Below are 22,561 nucleotides of genomic sequence, written 5' to 3' on the forward strand. Positions count from 1 at the left end.
CCCCCGATATTCACGGCCACGTCGATTGTTCGAGACCGGCCGCGACGCTAAGTTTTCCTTATGACCTCTCCTGTGCCCTTCGGTGCCCCTTCCCCCGCCCTGTTCTCCGGCCCTGAAGGCGTGTGGAACGCCGACCCCGTCGAGCTCGCCGCGCGCCTGTTCGTCGCCGTCTTCCAGCCCCAGGCATCGGCCCCGTTGCCCCAGCGTGACGTGTCAGACATCTATGACGCGCTCGCATCTCTCGGCGGCTACACGTTGCCTGCCCAGCGTGTCGGCAACACGCAGCCGCTCGCTCTGACGGTCCAGTTGGCACAGGAGGCCATCCTCATCTGGGAGCGGGCGACCGTTGCCACACGCCTCTCCGCCGGAGCGGGCCCGGTGTCGCACACGGTGACCGTTCTGCGATTCGGGCCGGGCGTACTCCAGGCGGCAGACCCCGTCGCCGCCCTTCGCGAGCGACTCGGCTGAGCCAAGGAATGACGTCGCCTTTTCGGGTCGCAGCCGCCGTCGCTGACGCGCTGTCCGACGGCCGACCGGTCGTCGCACTCGAATCGACGATCATCTCGCACGGCCTGCCCCGTCCGCGCAACCTCGACGCGGCGCGCGAGTTCGAGCAGATCCTGCTCTCGCGCGGCGTCACCCCCGCCACGATCGCGGTCCTCGATGGTGTCCCGCGCATCGGCCTCGATGCGGAGGGGGTCGAGCGGATCGCATCCGAAGACATGGCGAAGGCCAGCGTGCGCGACCTCCCTATCCTCGCGGCGAAACGGATCAGCGGTGCGACCACGGTGGCAGCGACGGCGTACCTCGCGAGCAAGGCCGGCGTCCGCGTCTTCGCCACAGGCGGCCTCGGCGGAGTGCACCGCGGTGCGGGCCAGACGTTCGACGAGTCGGCGGACCTCTCGGCTCTTGCCAGCTCTCCGGTGGCCGTCGTCTCTGCCGGAGTGAAGAGCGTCCTCGACATCGGAGCGACTCTGGAGCGACTCGAGACGCTCTCGGTACCGGTCCTCGGCTACCGCACCACGCATTTTCCGAGCTTCTGGCTCCGCGATTCGGGCCACACCCTCGACTGGTCGGTCGACTCTGCGGCTGAGATCGCTGAGGTCATGCACAGCCAGGATGCGTTGGGCCAGAACCAAGGCATCGTGGTGGCGAATCCCATTCCTCTAGATCAGCAGTGGGATCCCGACGAGCACGACCGCATCCTCGACCAGGCCTTCGCCGCCGCTGAAGCTGCAGGGGTGCACGGCAAGGCGGTCACGCCGTTCCTGCTCGCCTTCATCGTCGAGGCATCGGGCGGTGACAGTCTCGAGGTGAACCTCGACATCGCACGCAACAACGTGCGTCTCGCGGCCGATATCGCGATCGCATGGAGCGAGCGTGCGTCCACCGTTGATTGATCGCGCCGCCACGCATCTCTCTGCGGGCTCACCGCGCGTCGTCGTTTTCGGCGACGTGATCGACGACATCATCGTCACTCCGACGGGCGACATCCGGCCTGACACCGATACGCCCGCGAGCATCGTGCGCACCGCCGGCGGCTCGGCCGCAAACTCGGCCGCCTGGTTCGCATGGGCCGGATGCCACGTCGACTTCGTGGGAAGGGTGCACGTGACCGACCTCGAACGGCATCGCGCTCTCCTCGTCGAGGCGCGGGTCAGTCCTCATCTTCTCGGCGAACCAGACCTGCCGACCGGTGCCATCGTCGTGATTGTCTCAGCTGACGGAGCACGCACCATGCTCACCCAGAGGGGCGCGAACGCCGCGCTCTCCCCGCGCGATATCGGGCCGGAGCGTCTCTCGCGCGCGAACCATCTTCACTTCACGGGGTACTCGGTCTTTCGACACGCGCGCACATCCGACTTTCCCGACCTGATCCGCCGAGCACACGACGCCGCGGTCACGGTGAGCATCGATCCGGGATCGGCCGGCTTCATCGACGACTTCGGGCGCGATCGATTCCTCGATGCCATCGGAGACGCGGACATCATCGTTCCCAACCTCGACGAGGGTCGCGCGCTCACCGGCCTCTCGGATCCGGCGGCCATCCTCGATGCTCTGGTCGAACGCTTCGCTCTCGTCGCTCTGACGCTGGGCCGAGAGGGTGTCGCACTGGGAACGAACGACGGAGTCCGCCTCTGGGCACCGAGCAGGGCAACCCACGCCATCGACACGACCGGGGCCGGAGATGCTTTCTGCGCCTCGTTCCTGGCCGAGCTGCTGCACGAACCCGTCCGTGGTCGTGACGTTCTTTCGCAAGCCATGTCGATGGGGCTCGACGCCGCAGCGCGCGCCGTCGCCGAAGTTGGGGCGAGGCCGAGGCCCACCGCGTAAAGTCGTGGTGTGGAAGATGAGGCAGCCGAGCGGCACAGCGATGCGCTCGCACTCGACCACCTGCGTACTCTGATCAGGATTCCGACCGTCTCACGCCTCGACGAGTCGATGATCGACTGGTCTCAGTTCGATGCATTCATCTCGACTCTTGCGCTGCTTTATCCGCGGGTTCATTCCGCGATGTCGGTCGACGTCATCGATGGGCACGCCCTGCTCCTGCGCTGGGCCGGTCGATCGGCGGGCGACGAATCCGTCCTGATGGCGCATTACGACGTCGTGGCGGCCGATGATGAGGCCGTCTGGACGCATCCGCCGTTTGCCGCGACCGTCACCGGCTCGGGCGCCGAGCAGATCGTCTGGGGGCGGGGCACGCTCGACGACAAGGGTGCCCTCACCGCGATCCTCGAGGCCGTAGACCGTCTCCTCGTCGCCGGCTTCACTCCGGAGCACGACGTGTACCTCAGCTTCGGCCACAACGAGGAGACCGCGGGATCGGGGGCTGCCGAACTCGTCGCCGAACTCGAGCGCAGGGGCGTGCACCCGCGACTCGTGCTCGACGAGGGCGGAGCGGTCATCGATCACGTCTTTCCCGGAGTGACCCGACCGACCGCTGTCGTCGGGGTGAGTGAGAAGGGCATGGCGAACGTCACTCTGACGGTCGAACGCTCGGGCGGCCACGCCTCGACGCCCCCGCGTATGACAGCCACCGCCAGACTCGCCAGGGCGCTTGTCCGCCTTGAGAAGCGTCCCTTCCCCGCGTCGATACCGGCGCCCACCCTCGAGATGATTCGAACGATCGGATCGCACTCCACTCCGGTGCTCCGCTTCGTCTTCACTCGAGCGCGCGTGTTCCGGCTGCCCCTCCTCGCCCTCTTCTCTCGGCTCAGCGACGAGACGAACGCCATGATCCGAACGACCGCGGCCGTCACGCAGCTTCGTGCGAGTGACTCGGCCAACGCTCTGGCCGAACGTGCCGTCGCGGTGGTGAACACCCGCATTGCGATCGGTTCCTCCGTCGACGCGACCCTGCGACACATCAGGCGTGCCGTCCGAGACCCGCTCGTGGTGATCGAGGCAGACGCTCCGAGCGAACCGTCGCCCGTATCCCCCTCGACAGGCCCGATCTGGCAGCTCCTCTCGAACGCGGTCGCTGCCGTCCACCCCCGCGCGATCGTGTCGCCCTACGTCATGCTCGGCGCGAGCGACGCCCGACATTTCACGGCGATCAGCGCGAACGTCTACCGATTCACACCGTTCGAGATGTCGGCGGAGGAACGCGCGACCCTGCACGCGATCGACGAACGCATGCACGTGAGCACGTTCTTGTCGGGCATACGGTTCTACAGAACCCTGATCGAGCGACTCTAGCCGGCGTGCGGCTGAAGACGAGGCCGAGCTCCGGCCAGAAGAGATCACGCACCGCCTTCGGGGTGGCGCGTGCGGTGGTCGCGATCGTGGGCGTCGTGGCCCTGGTCGGCGACTTCCAGTACATCCTCGGATTCAGCAGCTTCTCCACGGTCAACTACTTCACCTACTTCACCAATCAGAGCAACGCCGCCGGAGTCGTTGTGCTGGCGATCGGCGCGTGGCTCTCCTTCACGCGCCCGACCGATCCGGGCTGGCTCATGACGGCCCGGATGCTCACGGCCACGTTCACAATCATCTCCGGAATCGTGTTCGGGCTGATCGTCAGTCAGGCAGGCGATTACAACTATCGCATCGTGGTTCCCTGGTCGAGCCAGCTGCTGCACTTCTGGATTCCGTCTTATGTCATCCTCGACTGGCTCCTCGCGCCGGGCCGCACGAGCATTCCGTGGCGACGCCTGTGGCTCGTTCTCATCTACCCGCTCGTGTGGGGTGGCTTCACCATGATCCGAGGCTCGATCGTCGGCTGGTACCCGTACTTCTTCCTCGACCCCGGCCAGGTGTCGGGCCCCCTCGAATTCGCCGCGTACTCGGGCGCCATCCTGCTGGTCATCGTGGGGCTGGCCGCTGGGCTCATCGCCCTAACGAGACGACGGGGTCATGACGTAGCCAAGAAGGGCTGAAGGCTGGCCAGCGCGATGTCGCGCACCTCGTCGTCACCGAGATCGGCGAATGCGCGGGCGACGCTGCCTCCGACCAGACCGATCAGAACTGCGTCGCCCGTGAGGGGCATGAGATTGATCCACTGGGTGATCATCGGCGACTCCGTTTCAGACGGGGTCGTCGACGGGGTCGGCGTCGAATCCGCCGTGAAAGCGGGCGCGTTGACGACGAGGCTCCAAAAAGCCTCCTCACGAGTCCAGAACGGCGTGTCATAGCGCAACCACACCTTCTCGACGGCGCCTGATCCGAGGGTGGTGATCGCGGTTCGGTGGCCGAACGGAAGTGGTGGATCGAATGTGATCGAGTCCGACTGCAGCACGCCGAGAGGAACCGTGACGATCACCCGATCGACTCGAATGGACTCGCCTGTGGCCATCTTCAATCGAACGGCGTCGTCGTCGAGCGACACCTCGCGTACCGGTGTCGACAGCGCCACATCGGCACCGTCGAGCCCGTCGACGATCAGCTGCTGTGCCGAGCCGACGACGAAGGCATCGCCACCCTCGCCCTCGGCCGAATCATCGAATCCGTACCACGTCGAGAGCTCACCGGCATCGGCTCCGAGCATCGTGACCACGGTTCGGTCGACATACTCTGCGACCCGTGACGCTGGGCTGACCCCGATCTCGTCGACCGAGACGTCGACCGATGTGCTGCTTCCCTGCGCGAGCGAGTCACCGAGATCGGGGTCTCGCGACTGAGCCGCGCCCCACGCGACCGCGGCATCGACCGCGTCACGGCCGACCGCGTTGTCGGGCACGGGATCGGATGCGCGGGTGAACTGCACGCGCGACGTGGCGTCGACGGGCACGGTGACGACATCGTCGTCTTTGAGCTGATCCGTCAGGGTCGACGAGTCGACGCCGCGTACGAAACTCGGGCCGAGGTCGACGACCAGGGGCCAATCACCGGGACCATGGGCATCCACCCGACCCCCCACGCGGTCGCGGCCTTCGAAGACGAAGACCTCGTAGCCTGCCGCGACCAACGCTTTGGCGGCCGCGGAACCCGCGAGGCCGGCCCCGATGATTCCGATGCGCTCACCCTCGGACGCCTCGCGCAGCACATCTGCAGCCGCTCGCTCACCGGAGCTCTGAGCGCCGTTCATGGTGCCGGGATAGTCGCTGCTCGTCGCCTCGCCCGCGAAGAAGAGTCGGTCGGAGACGCTCTCGGCCAGGGCCTCGCGGGCGTCGGGCGATGAACCTGCGGGGATGTAGCTGGTGCTGCCGAGAGAGAAGGGATCCGCAGCCCAGTTCGACCGGATGAAACCATTCGGCGGCGGAACCGTGCCGGGCGTCGGCGAAGGCATGGGCGTCGTCGACGTGGGCGCAGGGCGTGGGGGGCCAACGCAGGCCGACAGAGCGAGTACCGCTGCACCGGTTGCCGCGCCCACCAGAAAGGTGCGACGATCCACGGTCATATCCCAGACTCCCGGCGAAGGCGTCGCGTCACTGCGCGGAGAGGTCCGGCAACCTGATCGGGCGAGACATAGGAGGAAGGTCGTTGACCCTCTCGAGCGCCGGACGCAGTTCGGACAGCCACACGTCGTAGCCCGCCTGATTGAGGTGAAGGCGATCTTCACTGAAGTCCGCGTTCAACTCTCCGTCGCCATCGGCGAGCGCCGGCCACAGGTCGAGATAGTGCACCCGCTGCGTGGCGGCGAACTGCCAGATGTGACGGTTGATCTCGCGCACATTGTCGGCGTACTCGCGCCCACGGGGCAGCACGGACTGCAGAAGGATGCGCGCGTCGGGCAACTCCTGGTGCAGTCGCACGAGCGCGCTCTCGATGTTGCGAACGATGCGCTCGATGCTGCGGCGCTCGGCCAGATCGTTCGTGCCGATGAGCAGCACGATGGTCTGCGGATCGGCTTCGATGACGGCATCCAGCCGCTCGAGCAGTCCGTCGGTCGTATCTCCGTCGACTCCGAAATTGCGCGCATCGACCTCGGAGAACCAGTCCTGCCAGGATCCTGCGGCGGTAATGCTGTCTCCGACGAATGCGGTCACGGGCTTGTCAGTCATCATGCCTCCGTTAGTGCTCACGTGCCATGATACGCGGCGGTCGATTCACGAGGAGGGAGTCGGCCTCGGCTTGGTCGTCGTCGCCTTCTCCGCGGCCGCCGTGATGCGGTTGGCCATGCCGGTGAAGATGACGCCGTGAAAGGGAAGGATCGAGAACCAGTACAGGCGCCCGCCGAGCCCGCGGGGAAAGAAGACGGCGCGCTGATCGTAGATGGAGCCTCGACCGTCTTCGGCGGGTGTCGCGCGCATCTCGAGCCAGGCGAGCCCGGGGACCTTCATCTCCGCCCGCAAGCGGAGAAGGGATCCGCGCTCGATGGTCTCGACCCTCCAGAAGTCGAGTGCGTCTCCGTTGTGCAGCTCCGTTGCGCTCCTCCGACCGCGACGAAGCCCGACACCGCCGACGAGTTTGTCCATCCACCCCCGGGCCGCCCAGGCGAGAGGGAACGAGTACCAGCCGTTCTCCCCGCCGATGCCCTCGATCACCTTCCACAGCTCGGACGGGTCCGCGCTGCTGTGACGCTGCTTGACATCGAGAAAGACCGTGTGGCCGGCCCAATCGGGGTCCGACGGCAGTGGATCGCTGGCGGCGCCGAGCACGACGGCATTCTGCCAGCTCGTCTCGACGGCGCCGGTGTTCACCTTCTCCAGAGCGAGTCGAACGGCGCGGCGGTACGACGTGAGCCCTCCCTCGGGATCGGGGATGAGGGTGCGGATATCGTCTTCGTGTGCCACGCAGTCGAATTGCAGCGACGCGATGATGGGCACCGCGAGGGCTCGCGGGATCGGGGTCACGAGGTTGACCCACTGCGAAGCCAGCCACGGCGTCATCACCGGAAGCGCGGCGATGGGTCGCTGCTTCAGGCCGGCCTCGAGGGCATAGCCGTTCATCATCTGGCCGTAGCGCAAGACGTCGGGCCCGCCGATGTCGAAGGTTCGGTTGACGTCGGATGGCACGGTCGCGGAGTGCACGAGGTAGTAGAGCACGTCGCGGATGGCGATGGGCTGGATGCGGTTGCGAACCCACCGCGGGGCGGGCATGTACGGCAGCACATCGGTGAGATGGCGCACCATCTCGAACGACGTCGAGCCCGATCCGATGATGACCCCGGCCTGCAGAGCGACGGTCGGCACGCCGGAGGCGAGGAGGATGTCTCCGACGCGCTTCCGGCTTTCCAGGTGCTCGGAGAGGCGTCCGTTCTCGGGGTGGAGTCCGCCGAGATACACGATGCGCTTGACGCCCGAGTCCTTGGCCGCCCGCGCGACATTCTCGGCCGCGCGCTCTTCCTGCTCGCGGAAATGTCCGGGCTTGCCCATCGAGTGCACGAGGTAGTACAGAACGTCGACGCCCTCCATCGCTGCGGGCAGGGTGCTGGCGTCATCGAGATCGCCCGTGACGATCTCGACCTCCGACGCCCACGGAACGTCCGTGAGTTTGACGGGGTCGCGCACGAGGACCCGCACCCGGAATCCGGCATCGATCAGGCGGGGAACGAGCCTGCCACCGACGTATCCAGTCGCTCCGGTGACGAGAACACGAGACTGCGCGGCATTGTCCATTCCCTCACGGTACGGCGCCCAGGTGTGAGCCAGGGAGGCATTGACACACAGAGACGCATCGTCGGAGCGCCGTCAGCGTATGTCGGCGCGATTCCAGTGGACCGGGCGGCCGTGGAGGAGCTCGGACAGATCGTGCAGACGCCGTGCCCAGAATGCACGCACCGCCCGTTCCTCGGGGGCAGTGAGGAAAGCCTCATGCCGCACGATCACCGTGCACGATCGGGGATCTGCTGGGGAGCCAGGAGCGATGCCGAACTCGACCCTGATGCACGGGTCGAATCGCACGGCGAGCCTGTGGAGCGGCTCGCTCTCGTCGATCGTTCCGAACCAATCGGCCTCGTGGGGATCGCCCAGAGGCCAGACGATCGCAAACCCGCTGTCGACACGACCGTCGGTCAGAACATGGCCGAGCCAGCCGTCGAGCAGCACAGGGTCGATGAGACAGTGCCACACGACGGCGGGCGAGAACACGACCTCGATACGAGATTCCACGACGCGCCTGGGCGAGATGGGGGCTGCGTTCGCGTCGAAGACCATGTCCTCACGATATCCGGCACGGCCGACAGCCGAGGTGCATCCGCTCGGGGCACGGGCGAGCCGTGGCCTAGGCTGTCTGCGTGCCAACAGCGAGCCCCACTACGACACCGTCGATCGTCGAACAGCTCCACCCGGCGAGCGTCGTGCTCGCGGTGGACTTCGGCGGAACCAAGGTCGAGTCCGCGCTCGTCCGCGACGATGGAACCCTTGTCGATGGCAGCCGTTTTCGGCGACCGACCGGACGAGATCGTTCGGCCAGTGAACTCGCCGACGCCGTGGCCGCCGTCGTGACAGCGTCTCTTCAACGCGTTCCAGCAGGAACGCCGCTTCGCGGCATCGGCATCGGCGCAGCGGGCCCGATCGATCGCGAAAGGGGCCGCGTCTCCCCCGTCAATCTGCCCGTGTGGCGCGACTTCCCTCTGCGCGAGACCGTCGCGACCGCGGCGCGCGAGGCCGGATACGACGCGCCTTCGGTCTTGAGGCTCGACGGCCTCTGCATCACCCTTGCCGAGAACTGGGTCGGTGCCGGCCGAGGCATCGACAACATGATGGGCATGATCGTCTCGACTGGTGTGGGCGGTGGCGTGATCTCGGGAGGCGCGGTCGTCGCAGGCTTCTCTGGGAACGCCGGTCACATCGGGCAGCTCGAGGTGCCCGGCTTCACCGAGCCGGATGCGCCGTGCACGCTCGAAGAGATCGCCGCCGGCCCGCACACGGTCGCCTGGGCGCGGGAGCGGGGCTTCAAGGGCGAGACCGGTGAGGATCTCGCCAAGGCCTATGCCCAGAGTGATCGAATCGCCGTGGCCGCCGTGACTCGAAGCGGAACGGCGATCGGCCGCGCGATCGCGTCGGTGTCGACACTTCTCGATCTCGAGGTGGTCGTCATCGGAGGCGGCTTCTCTCTCGTCACGCCCGACCTCTTCGACATCATCCGCGCCGCGATCGACCGTTACTCCCGGTTCGACTACGCGCGCCGCGTCGAGGTTCGTCCTACCGGACTCGATGCAGATGGTCCGCTCATCGGCGCGGCCGCTCTCGTCTACCGGTCGATCTAGGCCAGCAGCCCACGCACCTGCACGACGTCGTCGTTCATCTGCTCAATCAGCGGCCCGACTCCCGTGTACTTGACCATGCCTCGGATGCGATGGGTGAACTCGACATCGACGATGTGGTCGTAGAGATCGATGTCCTCATCGAGCACGAATGCCTCGACCTGCTTCTGCGGCACACCCGTGAACGTCGGGTTGTTGCCCACGGAGATGGCCGCGGGGTATCGCACGCCGTTGTCGGTGAGCCACCCCGCATAGACTCCGTCGGCCGGAATGAGGCCCTGGGACTCCGGCGACAGATTGGCTGTCGGGAAACCGAGCTCACGCCCTCTCTTCGCGCCGTGCACGACCATGCCTCGCACCGTGGGGATGTGGCCGAGCAGTTCTGCCGCGCCCTCGACGTCGCCCTCGCGCAGGAGCTCGCGGATCCAGGTCGATGACACCCGGCGATCGCCGTCGAGTCGCACATCGTCGATGAGTTGCACCTCGAATCCATGCTGCCGCCCGAGTTCTCGAAGGAGGCCCACGTCACCGGCGCCGCGGGCGCCGAAGCGGAAGTCGCTGCCGACGAGAACGACCTTGGCGTGCAGAGCGTCGACGAGCATGCGGGAGACGAACTCCTGAGGGCTCTGATCTGCGAACGCCCTGTCGAAGGTGAGAACGACAGCCGCGTCGACGCCGGTCGACGACAGCAGCTCGACCTTGCGCTCCGTGCCCACCAGAGTGGCCGGGCAGCGGCCCGGCGAGAGCAGCGCGAGCGGATGCCTGTCGAAGGTCACGACCACGCTCGTCAGCGACTCCGCCTCGGCAACTCCGAGCAGCTGGCGGATCACAGCCCTGTGTCCGGCATGCACGCCGTCGAACTTGCCGATGGTGACAGCGGTGCGCCCGATGTCCGAGGGCACCGACGCGAGATCGTCGAAGACTCTCATGCGGCGGCCGACGCGTCTCGATCGGCCGCGTCGAGGTTGCGGCGGCGCGAACGGAGCCAGATCATGCCCAGAACGGGGAGGAACAGCGGAATGAACAGATACCCGTTGCCGTACCAGGACCACACGCTGGGCCTGGCGAACAGTTCGGGATGGGTGAGACTGAGCGTGCCGACGACCAGCACACCGACGAGCTCGAAGGTGATCGTGATCCAGGCGATGCGGTACCAGATCCGGCCCGGCGCGACGAGAGCGATGGTCGCGACGATGTAGACCACGCTGGCGAGGGCCGACAGCCAGAACGCCAAGGGCACCTGTTGCGCGTCTTCGAGCGAATGGGCGATCTGCACGAACGAGCGACCCGTAGCCCCGAGGGCGAGAATGCCGTAGACGACGACGAGTAGCCTGCCGACGCCCTTCGAGCGTGTCGAGCGGGGTGCGGGAGCGGTGAGTTCTGGCATGGCTAATCGAGTTTACAACCCGCGTGAGGCCTCTACTCCGTCAGGCGCCCTGCACGAACCAGATCACGTTCATCCGATAGACCATGACAGCGATCGCGAGACAGACCACGCCCAGGATCACCGTGCTCCAGCGGGTTCTCTCGACGAGCGCCCAGAACACCCCCGCGGCCGGAAGCAGCAGCGCGGAGATGAGGTAGGTATAGAACTCGAGAGGGTCGCCGCTCGGGGTGTTGCCCACGAACGGAGACACGATCGCCGAGATCAGCTGCGCGACCAGCAGCACCTCGACCAGCGCCACGACGCCGAGGGTGTAGTCGTTCGGTTTGCGTCCCGCGAATCCGAGGGCGAGACACAGGATGCCTCCGGCGACTGCGACCGCCACCTGAACGATGGTGAGCCACTCGATCATTCGGACGCTCCTGATGCGGCCTGCTCCGGGTCTGGGGGAAAATTCACCAGCGTCTTGGCGCGACCGGCCGTCACCGATACGAGCCCGACCAGACGACCGTCGGGAGCGACCGCGGCGACCGGGCCTCCGGCATCCGGGACATCGTCGCCCAGCGCGAGCTTCTTGCCGTGCCCGAGGTCGATGCTCTGCTCCTCGGTGAGGCGGAGCGTCGTGAAGAGCCGCGATGCCGTTGTGGCAGGCGCCTCGAGCGCCTCAGCCACGACGACAGTGTCGAGGTCGGATGCCTCCGTCACGCTGAACGGGCCGATGCGTGTGCGTCGGAGGGCGGTCAGGTGTCCCCCGACTCCGAGAGACCTGCCCAGGTCGCGGGCAAGGGCCCGAATATACGTTCCCGAGGAGCAGACGATCCGCACATCGAGGTCGAGCACGTCGGCGCCGTCCTCCATGCTCGCGGCGCGCTGATCGACGATCTCGAACTCAGACACCGTCACCGGCCGGGACTTCAGTTGCACCTCGACCCCCTCACGAACGAGCGCATAGGCTCGCTTGCCGTCGACCTTGATGGCGCTCACCGAACTCGGCGTCTGCTCGATGTCGCCCGTCAGCTCATCGATCTGAGACCGGATGTCCGCCGCGCTGAGAGTACTGACGAGGCCGGTCGGAGCGACGGAGACCGCCTCTCCCTCCCGGTCATCCGTGGTCGTAGCGGCGCCGAGCCTGATCGTCGCGAGGTATTCCTTATCGAGGCCGACCACATATGTGAGCAGCCGAGTCGAGGCGTTCACCCCGAGAACGAGCAGGCCCGTGGCCATGGGGTCGAGCGTGCCCGCGTGCCCGACTTTGCGTGTTCCCGCGATTCGGCGGGTGCGGGCGACCACATCGTGGCTCGTGAGCCCCTCGGCCTTGTCGATCAGGAGGACGCCGCTTCGTGTCGACGGCTCGACTTTTTCTCGGGTGAACTGGTGTGGCACCCCTCAACTGTAAACGCGCGGTGCGCCGAACTCTGGCCGAGCGCCGGGGCTGTCGAGTCAGCAGCTGTCCGCGAATACCCTCCGGGGACGGTCGGGGTCTGTGGTGTCGACGATGGCCGTCGCCACGAAGCGCGGCCCGGCGTCAGCCGTGTAGCGGTCGAGCGCCTCATCGAGTGCGACGGATCGGGGGCGAGCCGGAGTCTCGAGGAAGATCGTGTAGTTGAATGTTCCGCGCAGTTCTGGCCGCGCGAGGAATGGTCCGGCCACCACGAGGATGGCGTCGGCCGCCGCCGTACGCCAGACCGGTTCGATCGCCCGCGAGGCACTCTCGTCGAAGGCCGCCACGACGAAGCCGGCGCTGCCCCCGAGACGGAACGGATCGACGAGGACCCGCCTGAACGTGGCGTAGTCGTAGCGCCGTTCGTAGTAGTCAGACGACGTCTGCCGAGCGGCCTCGCCCGGAGCTGTCGGCTGCGCGAAGTCGTCGATCGAGGCGAAGACGGATGCGTGACCGGCCCGCTCGAGGGCAGCGACCAGCTCGCGGCCGAACCCTGTGGCGCCGACCGCGCCGTCTACCGCGACGATGGCTCGTCCGCGACCGTAGTTGTGAAGGATCTCCGCCGCCTGAGCGTCGAAGAACCGGCGGGTGACTGCTCGATCGAGAGAAAGGTCTGAGGACACATGTCAAGTCTAGGCACGCGTCTCCGAAGCGGGTCAGTACGGGGGCACGTGACCGTGCACTCTCTTGTACGCCCGGATCCAGCGCGCTCGGGCCACGGCCATGACGAGGAGCACTACACCCGGACCGACGGTCAGCACGAAGAGCAGAACGGCGACCGCTATGGCCGGTGTCGACGGGTCTCTGAGGAGCAGAGCGACGAACGCGAAGCCGACGACCGTAAGAAAAATCCCCATGACGGCCTCACTCGCGGGACTCCGGAGAGTGAACCGATATGGGCCCGTCGGCTTGGTCTTGCTCATCCAGGGGAACGGCTCGGCCGGAACCCCATCCGTGGGCGGCGGGGTCGCGCTCATAGCGCCGGAAGCTCCGCGAATTCGACGAGACGTTCCCGCAATACCTCCGTTGACACACCGTCTACATGCCTCCGGTCGTCGACGTTCTCGACGTCAGCGACACCCCACGTGCCGTCCTCCGAGGCACGAACGAACAGGTGGTTCTTGGGCGACGTAGCCGTTTCCGTTCCGAAGTACGTGACACCGACCGGGTGCCTCACGGCGTTGCTCTCGATCATCTGCATCAGCATGTCGGCGTCCGAGACAAGAGGGGCCTTCACCACGAGCTCCCAGGTGCTCATCGCCGCAGGTTGAAGGAAGATCGACAAATCGGGTGCGCTGACGTAGACGGCAGCCGTTGTTCCGTCTTCGTTGACGAGAGCAATCTCCGTCCATCGCATTGCCGTACGAAGCGCTGCGGCAAGCAGCCTCAGGCCTCCTCTCGGGCGCATGACGTCTCCTTCGATCGAGAGTTGTCCGCGTGCGAGCAGGCTCGACGCCCCCAGGGCGATGATCTGGTCGGTCAGGAAGGCGTCATCGACCTGAAGAAAAGAAATGGCCTTGCGCTTTTGGATGCCCTCGGACAGAGAGATCGCGTATGCCACCTCGGCGGCACCGAAGCAGACCACACCGTCGTTCGGGTCGGCCGGCGGCTGCACGGGCTGCGCGTCAGTCCTGAGGAAGGTCATTTCTTCTCCTTGTATGCGGTTGTCATCGGTTCAGCGGACCTCAGGGCGGTCATCCAAAAGGCCAGAACTTCTTGGCCGTGTCCGCCACGCCCTCGGCGAAGTCCTCCGCGCCATGAGCCACGGCTTCGGCACCCGCGCCGATGGCCTTGCCCGTCGCGTCTGCCGCAGTACCGATGGCGGCTGGGGCACCATCGACGATGTCGTGCACCAACGGAACGTTGTCATAGAGAACTGATCCGAGCGCCATACCACCAGCTGCGAGACCCAAGGCGAAGTCGACGGGCGGTGGCGTCACCATCGCCGCGATTCCCAATCCGGTCGCAACACCGTCGTACGCCGCACGACCGTAATCCTTCTTGACAATGTCATTCGCGACCCCGACCACCCCGAGCACGGCACCGGCAGGACCGAGGATCTTGCCGGCGTTACCGAGAATTTCGGCCGCCGAACCCACTTTGCCGGCGAGTACACCGTCGCCGAGCATGTTGCTCAACCGCTGCGTGGCGGCACCCCAGTTCTCGCCGTGGAGGAAATCGTTGAGGGCACCGAATCCCTGCTCGAATCTGCTGAAGTGCAGCGCCCCCTCGAGACTGTCGAAGCTCGCTCCGAGGCGGAGTTTCGCGAGGTCGCTGACAAAACCGAACGCGTCCGCGTCGGTGAAAGCCTCCCCGGCTGCGGCGAGGGCCGGGTCATCGAGCAGATCAGCGAGCAGGTCGGGTTCTGGACTCGATCCTGGGCTATCGGAATGTGGTGGTGAGCTCGGCACGCCAGAAGGACCCGAGGTCGATCCGTCCACGGCGCTGGTCTGTTCCTGCTCTCGGGCATTGGCCAGCAGCGTCGTGGAGGCTTTGAGGAGGGCGTTGTTGGCCGAGGCGATCGAGTTTCTGTGAGTCGTGTTCCATTGAGAACGAAACCCATCGGCGTCCGGCCCAGCCCAGGCGCTGACGCCATTGATCTGCGAGGTCAGCGAAGTCAGGATGCCACCCAGCTGCTGCGCGGCCGAATCAACACTCTTCGCCAGAGTGCGCAACTCGGTCGGGTCGGCGCCCCACATGCCTGAAGTCATTCCCGCAGCTTTCCTCGTCGGCCTTGCCAGTCGCCAAGCTTAGATCACGGGAACGGGCGTGGTCGCGCATCCGGTTTGCACGATGGATTCGGCGATCTGCCGCGCCACCTGCTCAGGCGAGACGGAGGTGGTATCGATCACCTCGGCGTCTTTGTGCAGCCATGTACGAGCAGCGTCGGCGTAGGGCTCCAGGTAGGCGAGTCTGAACCTCGACGGACCCATCACCTCGTCTGTCATGATCCTGTTGCGGAGCACCGACGTCTCCGCATGCAGTACGAAATGCCGCACGGGTATACCGTGCTCGGCGAGACCCGAGCTGATCTCCCGCCAGTACTCCTCGACGAGCACCGTCATGGGCATCACCAGCGTTCCCCCGGCGTACTGCAGGACACGGCGCGCCGTCTCGACGACCAGGGGCCGCCACGGGGGCCAATGTTGAAAGTTGTCCGTCTCCGGCAGGCCGGGCGTGATGTTCATCAGCACTCCGCCGACTTGCTCCGCGTCGAGAACCCGAGAATCAGGCAGCAGAGGCTGCAGCAGCGCGGCTGTCGTCGTCTTGCCTGCACCGTGGGTGCCGTTCAGCCATACGATCATGCACCGGACTCTATCGCTGCGACCGTGCGAGCACATTCAGCTCACGGCGAGACGCCGAAAAACGGCAAGCAGGGGGTCAGGCCCAGCACGCCCACATCCGGGCGGCCTAGTCGGGCCCAATCCTGCCGGTCCAGGCGAAGGCGATCGGAGACGAGCACATCGTCGCCGCGCCTGTCGCGTGAGATTCCGTCGTGGCGATACCCCAGGCGTCGAGAGACGCCCTGAGACCCTGCGTTGTCTGGGAACACCTCGCTCACCGCGCTATCGGCTTCGAGCTCTGCGAATGCGAGGTGCAGCAGCGCTGCGCGTGCCTCGGTTCCGAGCCCGCGCCGGTGGTGGTCGATTCCGAGCCACGATTCCGTCTTCACCTCTCGCCGCACTCGAAAGTCCTGGGCGCGCATGGCCACCATCCCTACGGGCTGCCCATCGAGGAAAAGCCCCATCTCGAGCTCCCAGGAGTCGGGAGACCATTCACCACGCCGCCGCCAATGCTGCTGCACGACGTGCACCGCACGCTCTCGGGGCGTCCCCTCCGTCCAGGGCACGAGGTACGGGCGCTCCCCGGGCGCGTGCACGCCCTGAGCGGCGACGTGGGCGAGTGCTGCAAGCTCATCGTCGTTCGGCGAACGGAGGACCAATCGCTCGGTCGTCAACTGCAGATTGAGAAGGGGCCAGTAGTCAGCGATCACGCCACGAGTTTCTCACGAAGGTCGCGACCGCGGGCACGATCGCGGCTCACGGTGAGCCTAGGCTGTCACGGTGACGATGAACGCCTCGCCCAGTGGATCTGCAGGAGCGACCGCCACGAGCGATTATGCTCGCGCGCTCATCGAATGGTTCGAGGAGTCTGCGCGGGATCTTCCGTGGCGCGCTCCCGGGTTCGGCGCCTGGGGCATCCTGGTCAGCGAATTCATGCTGCAGCAGACGCCCGTGGCTCGCGTGATCCCGAGACTCGAAGAATGGCTCGAACGCTGGCCCACTCCCGAGGCTCTCGCTGCAGACTCCCCCGGCGAGGCCGTGCGTGCCTGGCAGTCGCTCGGATACCCGCGACGTGCCCTCTGGTTGCACGCCTGCGCCGTCGCGATCACCGAGATGCACGGCGGTGTTGTGCCGTCCGACGTGACGGCGCTGCGGGCACTTCCGGGTATCGGCGACTACACGTCGAGAGCCGTGGCCGTCTTCGCCTACGGCGACAGGCATCCGGTCGTCGACACGAATACCCGCCGTGTCATCGCCCGCTCCATCGAAGGTCGCGACGACGCAGGTCCGCCGAGCGCCAGACGCGACCTCGAAGCCATGGAGCGGCTGCTGCCCGACGACGAACACGATGCGCGCCGGTTCAACGCGGCCATCATGGAACTCGGCGCCGTGGTGTGCACGGCGCGCCGACCGGACTGCGACATCTGCCCGATTCGCGCCTCGTGCGCATGGCTTCGCGCCGGGTTCCCCGAGACCGGCGGACCGCGCAAGAAGGTGCAGAAGAAGTTCGAAGGGTCGGACCGTCAGGTGCGCGGTCTTGTCCTCGCGCTCCTCCGAGCGAGCGAGGCCGCCCAAGGCGTACCCATGGGGGCCGTCGATGCGGTCTGGCACGACAGCGTGCAGCTCGAGCGGGCCATAGACGGCCTCGTCAGCGACGGCCTGCTCGCGCGAACACCGGATGGCTTCGCCCTTCCCTCGTGACCGGCCCTATGCTGGCCAGCAGAATCGAAAGACGAAGGTGGTACCAGCATGAGGGCTCTTGTCGGCGTGTCGATCACCATTCTCGGTGTCATGCTGACCGGATGTGCGGGGTCGCCGCCAAGCGGGCAGTCAACGACAGCGCCACCCACAGCGGCGGCACCCACGATGAGCCCGGCCGCGCCCGAGACCACGCTGCCAGCCCCTGAGCCGGCAGCATTCGCTATACCGACAGATTGCGCGTCGCTGATTGCATCGACGCCCTTCGCCTCCACGTTCGGCAGCTGGCCGTTGAACGATCCGGCCGTGGTCGGAAACCGCGGCGGGCCTTACTACACGCCTACGGGGCCCATCGCTCCGGCCCCAGCACCGAGCGATGCGACTCTGCTCGAGTCGATGTTGTCAGCAACGGAACTCCGATGCGTGTGGAGAGACCCCCAGGCCGACATCACGAACCTGTCCGTCGAGATCGGCGAGGTCACCCCCGCCATTTCGGCCCCGTATCTGCAGTCGCTGCCAGCCGATGGCTTCAGTTGCACCCAGGAGGCTTCCGCCGAGACGTGCGTCAAGTTCACGACAGAGACCAAGTACAACGTCGAGGTCGGCCAGACCGTCCTCGTCCGCGACGGCGTATTCATCCGGGTGAGCCAGGCCAACGTCTCGACTCCAGGACTATTGGACACGCTCGTCAGCGACGTGTGGAACTAGGTCGAGGCATCTCGGCGCATAGGCTGGACTCATGCGAATCGCCGTGATCGGAGCAGGTGCGATCGGCGGCACCATCGCGGCACTCCTCGATCGTGCTGGACATGACGTGGCGATCACAGCGCGGGGCGAACAGCTGGAGACGATCCGCTCATCCGGTCTGCGCATATCGGGCGGTTGGGGCGAGCACACGGCCCGGCCCCGGGCATCCGCAGTGCTCGACGTGACGCCCGAGCTCGCGTTCGTGTGCACCAAAGCGCAGGATGCGGCCGGCGCGATCACGGCGAACGCCGAATCGCTGGCGGGGATCCCCGTCGTCATTGTGCAGAACGGGCTCGACGGGGTGCGCCTCGCCGAAGAGATGCTGCCCGACTCCCCCGTCATCGGGGCGATCGCGATCTACGCCGCGAGCTATCTGAAGCCGGGCCTCATCGAGGTGACGGCTGCAGGACCCACCGTCATCGGCACCGACCATCCGGCCCGCCGGGAGGTCGCCGCCCATGTCTCATCCGTGCTCCGTGCGGCCATGCCGACGCTGCTGGTCACCGACTTCCGCGGCGCTCAGTGGTCGAAACTGATCGTCAATCAGGTCAACGCGATGCCCGCCATCACCGGGCTGTCGGCGCAGGAGACGCTCGTGCATCCTGTGCTGGGCCGTATCGTCACGGCAAGCATGCGTGAAGCGGTGCGGATCGGTTTCGCGACCGGAGTCCGTTTCGCGTCGTTACAGGGCATGAGTCAGCCGATTCTGAGGGCATTCGCGATCGCACCGATCGCCATAGGCCGCGTGCTTCCGCGAGTGATGGCAGCGAGAATGGGCGACACTCCGAATCCGGGCTCGACCCTGCAGAGCATCCGGCGGGGCCAGCCGACCGAGATCGACTTTCTCAACGGCGCCGTCGTGCGTGCGGCCGCCGCCGCGGGGTTGACGGCACCGATCAACGAGAAACTCACCGAGCTGGTGCACAGGGTAGAAAAAAGCGGCGACTTCCTCGGAGTAGAGGAAGTCGCCGCTGAATTCGCTTGACCGGTTAGCGCGGTCAGTGACGCGGAGCCGTCACCGGTTCGTCGTCGTCTTCATCGTCGTCGAGCTCATCGAGCTCGTCGTCGCCTGGCTGTCGCGGCTTGATGTACGGGTCGGCGTCGCCGGCGTACTTCGCCTCGCGAGCGAGCCGAAGAGTCTCGGCGTCGCGCTGCTGAGCCTCGGCCAGGAGGCCGTCGATCAGCTGGGCGTTCTCAGGGATGCCGTCTGGAATGAACTCCAGGCTCGGAGTGAGGCGGGCCGTGATGTTCTTGCCCACCTCGCTCCGCAGCATTCCCGTGGCGCTCTTCAGAGCCGCTGCGCTGTCTGCGCGCTCCTCGTCTGAGCCGTACACCGTGTAGAAGACCGATGCGTGCTGCAGGTCGCCCGTCACTCTCACATCGGTGATGGTGACGAAGCCCAGGCGGGGGTCTTTCAACCCCCGCTCGAGCGTCTTCGCGACGATGACCTGGATTCGCTCTGCCATTTTTCTGGCACGTGCGGGATCAGCCATGGTGCTTTCCGTTCTCTTTCGAAGCTGCGATCTAGATCCGTGAGGACTAGACGCGCGGCTTCTCCTTCATCTCGATGGTCTCGATCTCGTCGCCGATCTGGATGTCGTTGAACTTGCCGAGGCCGATACCGGCTTCGAAGTCCGTACGAACCTCGGTGACGTCGTCCTTGAAACGACGCAGCGACTCGATGGCCAGGTTGTCTCCGACCACGACGCCGTCGCGGATGACCCGCGCCTTGGCGTTTCTCGTGATGGTTCCCGAGCGCACGATGACACCGGCGATGTTTCCGAACTTGGAGGAACGGAAGACCTCGCGGATCTCCGCCACACCCGACTGCACCTCTTCGAACTCGGGCTTGAGCATGCCCTTGAGCGAGTTCTCGATGTCTTCGAGCGCGGAGTAGATGACCGAGTAGAAGCGCACGTCGACGCCTTCACGAGCGGCGCGCTCGCGCGCCTTCGTGTCGGGACGCACGTTGAACCCGATGATGATCGCGTTGTCGACCGTGGCCAGGTTGACGTCGGACTCCGTGACAGCACCCACACCGCGGTGGATGATGCGCAGCTGAACCGAATCGTCGACCTCGATCTTGAGCAGCGACTCTTCCAGTGCCTCGACGGCACCGGACACGTCACCCTTGATGATGAGGTTGAGCGACTCGACCTTGCCCTCTTCGAGTGCGCGGGTGAAGTCCTCGAGCGAGATGCGCTTGCGGCTCTTGGCCAGCAGCGCGTTGCGCTCGACGGCTTCGCGCTTCTCGGCGATCTGCCGGGCGGTGCGGTCGTCTTCGGTGACCAGGAACGTGTCGCCGGCGCGAGGCACCGTCGAGAGTCCCTGCACCTGCACGGGGCGGGCGGGCGTTGCCTCGGTGACGATGTTTCCATCCTCATCGTGCATGGCACGCACCTTGCCGTAGGCGGTTCCGGCGACGATCGGGTCTCCGACGCGCAGCGTACCCGACTGGATGAGCACGGTCGCAACCGCACCACGGCCCTTGTCGAGCTTCGCCTCGATGGCGACACCACGGGCATCCTTGTTCGGGTTTGCGCGCATGTCGAGACCGGCATCGGCGGTCAGCAACACGGCGTCGAGGAGTTCCTTGATACCGATGTTGTTGAGTGCCGAGACGTCGACGAACATCACGTCTCCACCGTATTCTTCGGCGACGAGGCCGAATTCGGTGAGCTGCTGGCGCACCTTGGCGGGGTTCGCACCGACCTTGTCGACCTTGTTCACCGCGACCACGATCGGCACGTTGGCCGCCTGGGCGTGGTTGAGGGCCTCGACCGTCTGCGGCATGATGCCGTCGTCGGCCGCGACTACCAGAATCGCGATGTCGGTGACCTGCGCACCACGGGCGCGCATGGCGGTGAACGCCTCGTGACCCGGGGTGTCGATGAACGTGATCTTGCGCTCGACGCCCTCGTGCTCGGCCGAGACCTGGTAGGCACCGATGTGCTGGGTGATGCCACCGGCTTCGCCCGCGACGACGTTCGCGCTGCGGATCGCGTCGAGGAGCCTCGTCTTACCGTGGTCGACGTGACCCATGACGGTGACGACGGGCGGACGGATCTCGAGGACCTCGTCGGTCTCGTCTTCGAGCTCCTGGTCGATGTCGATGTCGAAGCCGCTCAGCAGCTCGCGATCCTCGTCCTCCGGAGAGACCATCTGGATCTTATAGCCGAGCTCTTCACCCAGGATGTCGAACGTCGCCTCGTCGAGTGACTCCGTCGCCGTGGCCATCTCACCGAGGTGGAACAGCACGGTGACGAGGTTTCCGGGGCTCGCGTCGATCTTGTCGGCGAAGTCGGTGATGGATGCACCGCGGCGCAGTCGCACCACGGTCGAGCCGTCACCACGGGGAACACTGACGCCTCCGAGCGACGGGGCTTCCCGCAGCTCGAATTCGGCCCGCTTCGTACGCTTCGACTTACGCGCCTTGGCACGACCGCCTCCACGACCGAAAGCTCCGGCCGTTCCTCCGCCGGGGCCACGACCGCGGCCGCCACCGCCCGCGGGGCGAGGCGCACCGAAACCGGGCGTCGCTCCGGGAGCGCCGCCCGGGCGCTGGAAACCGCCGCCTGCCGGGCGAGCGCCACCCGCGCCGCCGGGGCGGAATCCGCCACCGGCACCTGCGGGACGCTGGCCGAAGCCGCCGGGACGTGCGCCCTGGCCTGCGCCGCCGGGACGCGGAGCGCCCGGACGAGGAGCACCCGGACGAGGGGCTGCCGGACGCGGGATCGCGCCGGTCGAGCCTCCGCCGGTACCCGCTCGGGGGGCAGGCGTGGTGCCCATGCCCTGCTGGCTCGCGAACGGGTTGTTGCCCGGGCGCGGGGCGCCGGGACGCTGCATGCCCTGCTGGCTGGCGAACGGGTTGTTGCCGGGACGCGGAGCGCCCGGACGGGGCGCGCCACCTGCCGGAGCGGTTTCGCCCGTAGAGACCGGAGCCGCGGGCTGGTTGGTCTCGACAGCCGGTGTCGGTGTCGGGGTCGCCGCGGGTGCCTCAGCCGGTGCAGCGGGTGCTGCAGCGGGAGTGGGGGTCTCGACGGCGGGAGCAGCGGGTGCCGCGGGGGTGGGTGCGGCGGGCGCTGCAGGACGTGCGGGACCGGGGGTCGCCGTGGTCCGAGCGCCACCCGGGCGGGCGGGCGACGGGGCGGCCTTGGCCGGGGCAGGTGCCGCAGCAGCCGTTCCGGCGCCGTCAGCGAGAAGGGCTTCCTTCAGGCGACGAGCGACGGGCGGCTCGATGCTCGATGAGGGGCCCTTGACGAACTGACCCATTTCTTTCAGTTTCGCGAGGGCGATCTTGCTGTCGACGCCGAGTTCGGCGGCGACTTCGTGTACGCGTGGTTTTGCAGCCACAATTCTCCTGTCTGGGATCCGCTCCCAAACAGGGGCAGACCATTAGTTGTGCGCGGGGCTCA

General features: G+C 66.5%; 25 protein-coding genes. 9 read left to right on the forward strand and 16 right to left on the reverse strand.

What is annotated here, in order from left to right; genetic code table 11:
• The first annotated feature begins 60 nt into the window (after positions 1 to 60).
• Genes CCK87_RS07110 through CCK87_RS07130 form a run of 5 tightly spaced genes read left to right on the forward strand, consistent with a single transcriptional unit; the run spans position 61 to position 4,382 of the window.
• Positions 61 to 468 (forward strand): hypothetical protein, encoded by a 408-nt coding sequence (locus CCK87_RS07110; protein WP_086460732.1) that lies wholly within the window; start codon positions 61 to 63, stop codon positions 466 to 468.
• Between the two features lie 8 nt (positions 469 to 476).
• Positions 477 to 1,400: a pseudouridine-5'-phosphate glycosidase gene (locus CCK87_RS07115; RefSeq protein WP_086460733.1), complete on the forward strand. Its 924-nt coding sequence runs from the start codon at positions 477 to 479 to the stop codon at positions 1,398 to 1,400.
• Positions 1,381 to 2,334, forward strand: coding sequence for a PfkB family carbohydrate kinase (locus tag CCK87_RS07120; RefSeq protein ID WP_170927179.1), 954 nt, complete (start codon positions 1,381 to 1,383; stop codon positions 2,332 to 2,334). The genes CCK87_RS07115 and CCK87_RS07120 overlap by 20 nt, the downstream gene beginning before the upstream one ends.
• Before the next feature lie 9 nt (positions 2,335 to 2,343).
• Positions 2,344 to 3,702: a M20/M25/M40 family metallo-hydrolase gene (locus CCK87_RS07125; RefSeq protein WP_249273763.1), complete on the forward strand. Its 1,359-nt coding sequence runs from the start codon at positions 2,344 to 2,346 to the stop codon at positions 3,700 to 3,702.
• Between the two features lie 5 nt (positions 3,703 to 3,707).
• On the forward strand, positions 3,708 to 4,382 hold the full coding sequence (locus CCK87_RS07130) for a Pr6Pr family membrane protein (RefSeq protein WP_086460735.1): 675 nt from the start codon (positions 3,708 to 3,710) through the stop codon (positions 4,380 to 4,382).
• Here CCK87_RS07130 and CCK87_RS07135 read toward each other — a convergent pair.
• The 4 genes from CCK87_RS07135 to CCK87_RS07150 all read right to left on the reverse strand — a co-directional run bounded on the left by CCK87_RS07135 (position 4,358) and on the right by CCK87_RS07150 (position 8,540).
• On the reverse strand, positions 4,358 to 5,836 hold the full coding sequence (locus CCK87_RS07135) for an FAD-dependent oxidoreductase (RefSeq protein ID WP_170927180.1): 1,479 nt from the start codon (positions 5,834 to 5,836) through the stop codon (positions 4,358 to 4,360). The genes CCK87_RS07130 and CCK87_RS07135 overlap by 25 nt on opposite strands.
• A 34-nt stretch (positions 5,837 to 5,870) precedes the next feature.
• Complete coding sequence (locus CCK87_RS07140) at positions 5,871 to 6,467, reverse strand: GDSL-type esterase/lipase family protein (protein WP_249273764.1); 597 nt, start codon at positions 6,465 to 6,467, stop codon at positions 5,871 to 5,873.
• Positions 6,468 to 6,491: 24 nt separating this feature from the next.
• Positions 6,492 to 8,003: an SDR family oxidoreductase gene (locus tag CCK87_RS07145; protein WP_086460738.1), complete on the reverse strand. Its 1,512-nt coding sequence runs from the start codon at positions 8,001 to 8,003 to the stop codon at positions 6,492 to 6,494.
• 72 nt (positions 8,004 to 8,075) lie between these two features.
• Positions 8,076 to 8,540 carry an SRPBCC domain-containing protein gene (locus CCK87_RS07150; protein WP_086460739.1) on the reverse strand — a complete coding sequence of 155 codons (465 nt, stop codon included), beginning with the start codon at positions 8,538 to 8,540 and terminating at the stop codon, positions 8,076 to 8,078.
• 80 nt (positions 8,541 to 8,620) lie between these two features.
• On the opposite strand from CCK87_RS07150, the gene CCK87_RS07155 reads away from it, so the two are divergent.
• Entirely contained in the window at positions 8,621 to 9,595 is a 975-nt protein-coding gene (locus CCK87_RS07155) for an ROK family protein (protein WP_249273765.1), read from the forward strand.
• On the opposite strand, the gene CCK87_RS07160 is transcribed toward CCK87_RS07155, so the two are convergent.
• The 10 genes from CCK87_RS07160 to CCK87_RS07205 all read right to left on the reverse strand — a co-directional run bounded on the left by CCK87_RS07160 (position 9,592) and on the right by CCK87_RS07205 (position 16,411).
• Positions 9,592 to 10,521, reverse strand: coding sequence for a bifunctional riboflavin kinase/FAD synthetase (locus tag CCK87_RS07160; RefSeq protein ID WP_086460740.1), 930 nt, complete (start codon positions 10,519 to 10,521; stop codon positions 9,592 to 9,594). The genes CCK87_RS07155 and CCK87_RS07160 overlap by 4 nt on opposite strands.
• Positions 10,518 to 10,979 carry a hypothetical protein gene (locus CCK87_RS07165; protein ID WP_086460741.1) on the reverse strand — a complete coding sequence of 154 codons (462 nt, stop codon included), beginning with the start codon at positions 10,977 to 10,979 and terminating at the stop codon, positions 10,518 to 10,520. The genes CCK87_RS07160 and CCK87_RS07165 overlap by 4 nt, the downstream gene beginning before the upstream one ends.
• A gap of 40 nt (positions 10,980 to 11,019) precedes the next feature.
• A complete protein-coding gene (locus CCK87_RS07170) occupies positions 11,020 to 11,388 on the reverse strand; it encodes a hypothetical protein (protein WP_086460742.1) in 369 nt (122 codons plus the stop codon).
• Positions 11,385 to 12,359: a tRNA pseudouridine(55) synthase TruB gene (gene truB / locus CCK87_RS07175; protein ID WP_086460743.1), complete on the reverse strand. Its 975-nt coding sequence runs from the start codon at positions 12,357 to 12,359 to the stop codon at positions 11,385 to 11,387. The genes CCK87_RS07170 and truB overlap by 4 nt, the downstream gene beginning before the upstream one ends.
• A 57-nt stretch (positions 12,360 to 12,416) precedes the next feature.
• Positions 12,417 to 13,040, reverse strand: a complete 624-nt coding sequence (locus CCK87_RS07180; protein ID WP_086460744.1) for a hypothetical protein — start codon at positions 13,038 to 13,040, stop codon at positions 12,417 to 12,419.
• A gap of 33 nt (positions 13,041 to 13,073) precedes the next feature.
• Positions 13,074 to 13,274, reverse strand: coding sequence for a hypothetical protein (locus CCK87_RS17975; protein ID WP_140162777.1), 201 nt, complete (start codon positions 13,272 to 13,274; stop codon positions 13,074 to 13,076).
• A gap of 116 nt (positions 13,275 to 13,390) precedes the next feature.
• A complete protein-coding gene (locus CCK87_RS07190) occupies positions 13,391 to 14,062 on the reverse strand; it encodes a hypothetical protein (protein WP_086460746.1) in 672 nt (223 codons plus the stop codon).
• Positions 14,063 to 14,111: 49 nt separating this feature from the next.
• Positions 14,112 to 15,128 (reverse strand): WXG100 family type VII secretion target, encoded by a 1,017-nt coding sequence (locus CCK87_RS07195; RefSeq protein ID WP_140162778.1) that lies wholly within the window; start codon positions 15,126 to 15,128, stop codon positions 14,112 to 14,114.
• A 39-nt stretch (positions 15,129 to 15,167) separates the two neighbouring features.
• A complete protein-coding gene (locus CCK87_RS07200) occupies positions 15,168 to 15,722 on the reverse strand; it encodes an AAA family ATPase (protein WP_086460748.1) in 555 nt (184 codons plus the stop codon).
• 41 nt (positions 15,723 to 15,763) lie between these two features.
• Positions 15,764 to 16,411 (reverse strand): GNAT family N-acetyltransferase, encoded by a 648-nt coding sequence (locus tag CCK87_RS07205; protein WP_086460749.1) that lies wholly within the window; start codon positions 16,409 to 16,411, stop codon positions 15,764 to 15,766.
• A 76-nt stretch (positions 16,412 to 16,487) separates the two neighbouring features.
• Between CCK87_RS07205 and CCK87_RS07210 the strand changes: the two genes are divergently transcribed.
• Genes CCK87_RS07210 through CCK87_RS07220 form a run of 3 tightly spaced genes read left to right on the forward strand, consistent with a single transcriptional unit; the run spans position 16,488 to position 19,131 of the window.
• Complete coding sequence (locus CCK87_RS07210) at positions 16,488 to 17,402, forward strand: A/G-specific adenine glycosylase (RefSeq protein ID WP_086461214.1); 915 nt, start codon at positions 16,488 to 16,490, stop codon at positions 17,400 to 17,402.
• Positions 17,403 to 17,450: 48 nt separating this feature from the next.
• Positions 17,451 to 18,107 carry a hypothetical protein gene (locus tag CCK87_RS07215; protein ID WP_140162779.1) on the forward strand — a complete coding sequence of 219 codons (657 nt, stop codon included), beginning with the start codon at positions 17,451 to 17,453 and terminating at the stop codon, positions 18,105 to 18,107.
• A gap of 31 nt (positions 18,108 to 18,138) precedes the next feature.
• Positions 18,139 to 19,131 carry a 2-dehydropantoate 2-reductase gene (locus tag CCK87_RS07220; RefSeq protein ID WP_086460751.1) on the forward strand — a complete coding sequence of 331 codons (993 nt, stop codon included), beginning with the start codon at positions 18,139 to 18,141 and terminating at the stop codon, positions 19,129 to 19,131.
• 13 nt (positions 19,132 to 19,144) lie between these two features.
• Here CCK87_RS07220 and rbfA read toward each other — a convergent pair whose 3' ends face one another.
• Complete coding sequence (gene rbfA, locus CCK87_RS07225; protein WP_086460752.1) at positions 19,145 to 19,639, reverse strand: 30S ribosome-binding factor RbfA; 495 nt, start codon at positions 19,637 to 19,639, stop codon at positions 19,145 to 19,147.
• A gap of 46 nt (positions 19,640 to 19,685) precedes the next feature.
• Complete coding sequence (infB, locus tag CCK87_RS07230; RefSeq protein WP_086460753.1) at positions 19,686 to 22,499, reverse strand: translation initiation factor IF-2; 2,814 nt, start codon at positions 22,497 to 22,499, stop codon at positions 19,686 to 19,688.
• Positions 22,500 to 22,561 lie beyond the last annotated feature (62 nt).

Source organism: Agreia sp. VKM Ac-1783 (assembly GCF_900177765.1).
GTDB lineage: Bacteria > Actinomycetota > Actinomycetes > Actinomycetales > Microbacteriaceae > Agreia.

Coding starts and splice junctions, on each gene's coding strand:
- CCK87_RS07195 (WP_140162778.1), bottom strand. CDS start 15,128: ATGACTTCAGGCATGTGGGGCGCCGACCCGACCGAGTTGCGCACTCTG.
- CCK87_RS17975 (WP_140162777.1), bottom strand. CDS start 13,274: ATGGGGATTTTTCTTACGGTCGTCGGCTTCGCGTTCGTCGCTCTGCTC.
- CCK87_RS07160 (WP_086460740.1), bottom strand. CDS start 10,521: ATGAGAGTCTTCGACGATCTCGCGTCGGTGCCCTCGGACATCGGGCGC.
- CCK87_RS07200 (WP_086460748.1), bottom strand. CDS start 15,722: ATGATCGTATGGCTGAACGGCACCCACGGTGCAGGCAAGACGACGACA.
- CCK87_RS07210 (WP_086461214.1), top strand. CDS start 16,488: ATGAACGCCTCGCCCAGTGGATCTGCAGGAGCGACCGCCACGAGCGAT.
- CCK87_RS07165 (WP_086460741.1), bottom strand. CDS start 10,979: ATGCCAGAACTCACCGCTCCCGCACCCCGCTCGACACGCTCGAAGGGC.
- CCK87_RS07115 (WP_086460733.1), top strand. CDS start 477: ATGACGTCGCCTTTTCGGGTCGCAGCCGCCGTCGCTGACGCGCTGTCC.
- CCK87_RS07190 (WP_086460746.1), bottom strand. CDS start 14,062: ATGACCTTCCTCAGGACTGACGCGCAGCCCGTGCAGCCGCCGGCCGAC.
- CCK87_RS07145 (WP_086460738.1), bottom strand. CDS start 8,003: ATGGACAATGCCGCGCAGTCTCGTGTTCTCGTCACCGGAGCGACTGGA.
- CCK87_RS07150 (WP_086460739.1), bottom strand. CDS start 8,540: ATGGTCTTCGACGCGAACGCAGCCCCCATCTCGCCCAGGCGCGTCGTG.
- CCK87_RS07220 (WP_086460751.1), top strand. CDS start 18,139: ATGCGAATCGCCGTGATCGGAGCAGGTGCGATCGGCGGCACCATCGCG.
- CCK87_RS07215 (WP_140162779.1), top strand. CDS start 17,451: ATGAGGGCTCTTGTCGGCGTGTCGATCACCATTCTCGGTGTCATGCTG.
- rbfA (WP_086460752.1), bottom strand. CDS start 19,639: ATGGCTGATCCCGCACGTGCCAGAAAAATGGCAGAGCGAATCCAGGTC.
- CCK87_RS07110 (WP_086460732.1), top strand. CDS start 61: ATGACCTCTCCTGTGCCCTTCGGTGCCCCTTCCCCCGCCCTGTTCTCC.
- CCK87_RS07170 (WP_086460742.1), bottom strand. CDS start 11,388: ATGATCGAGTGGCTCACCATCGTTCAGGTGGCGGTCGCAGTCGCCGGA.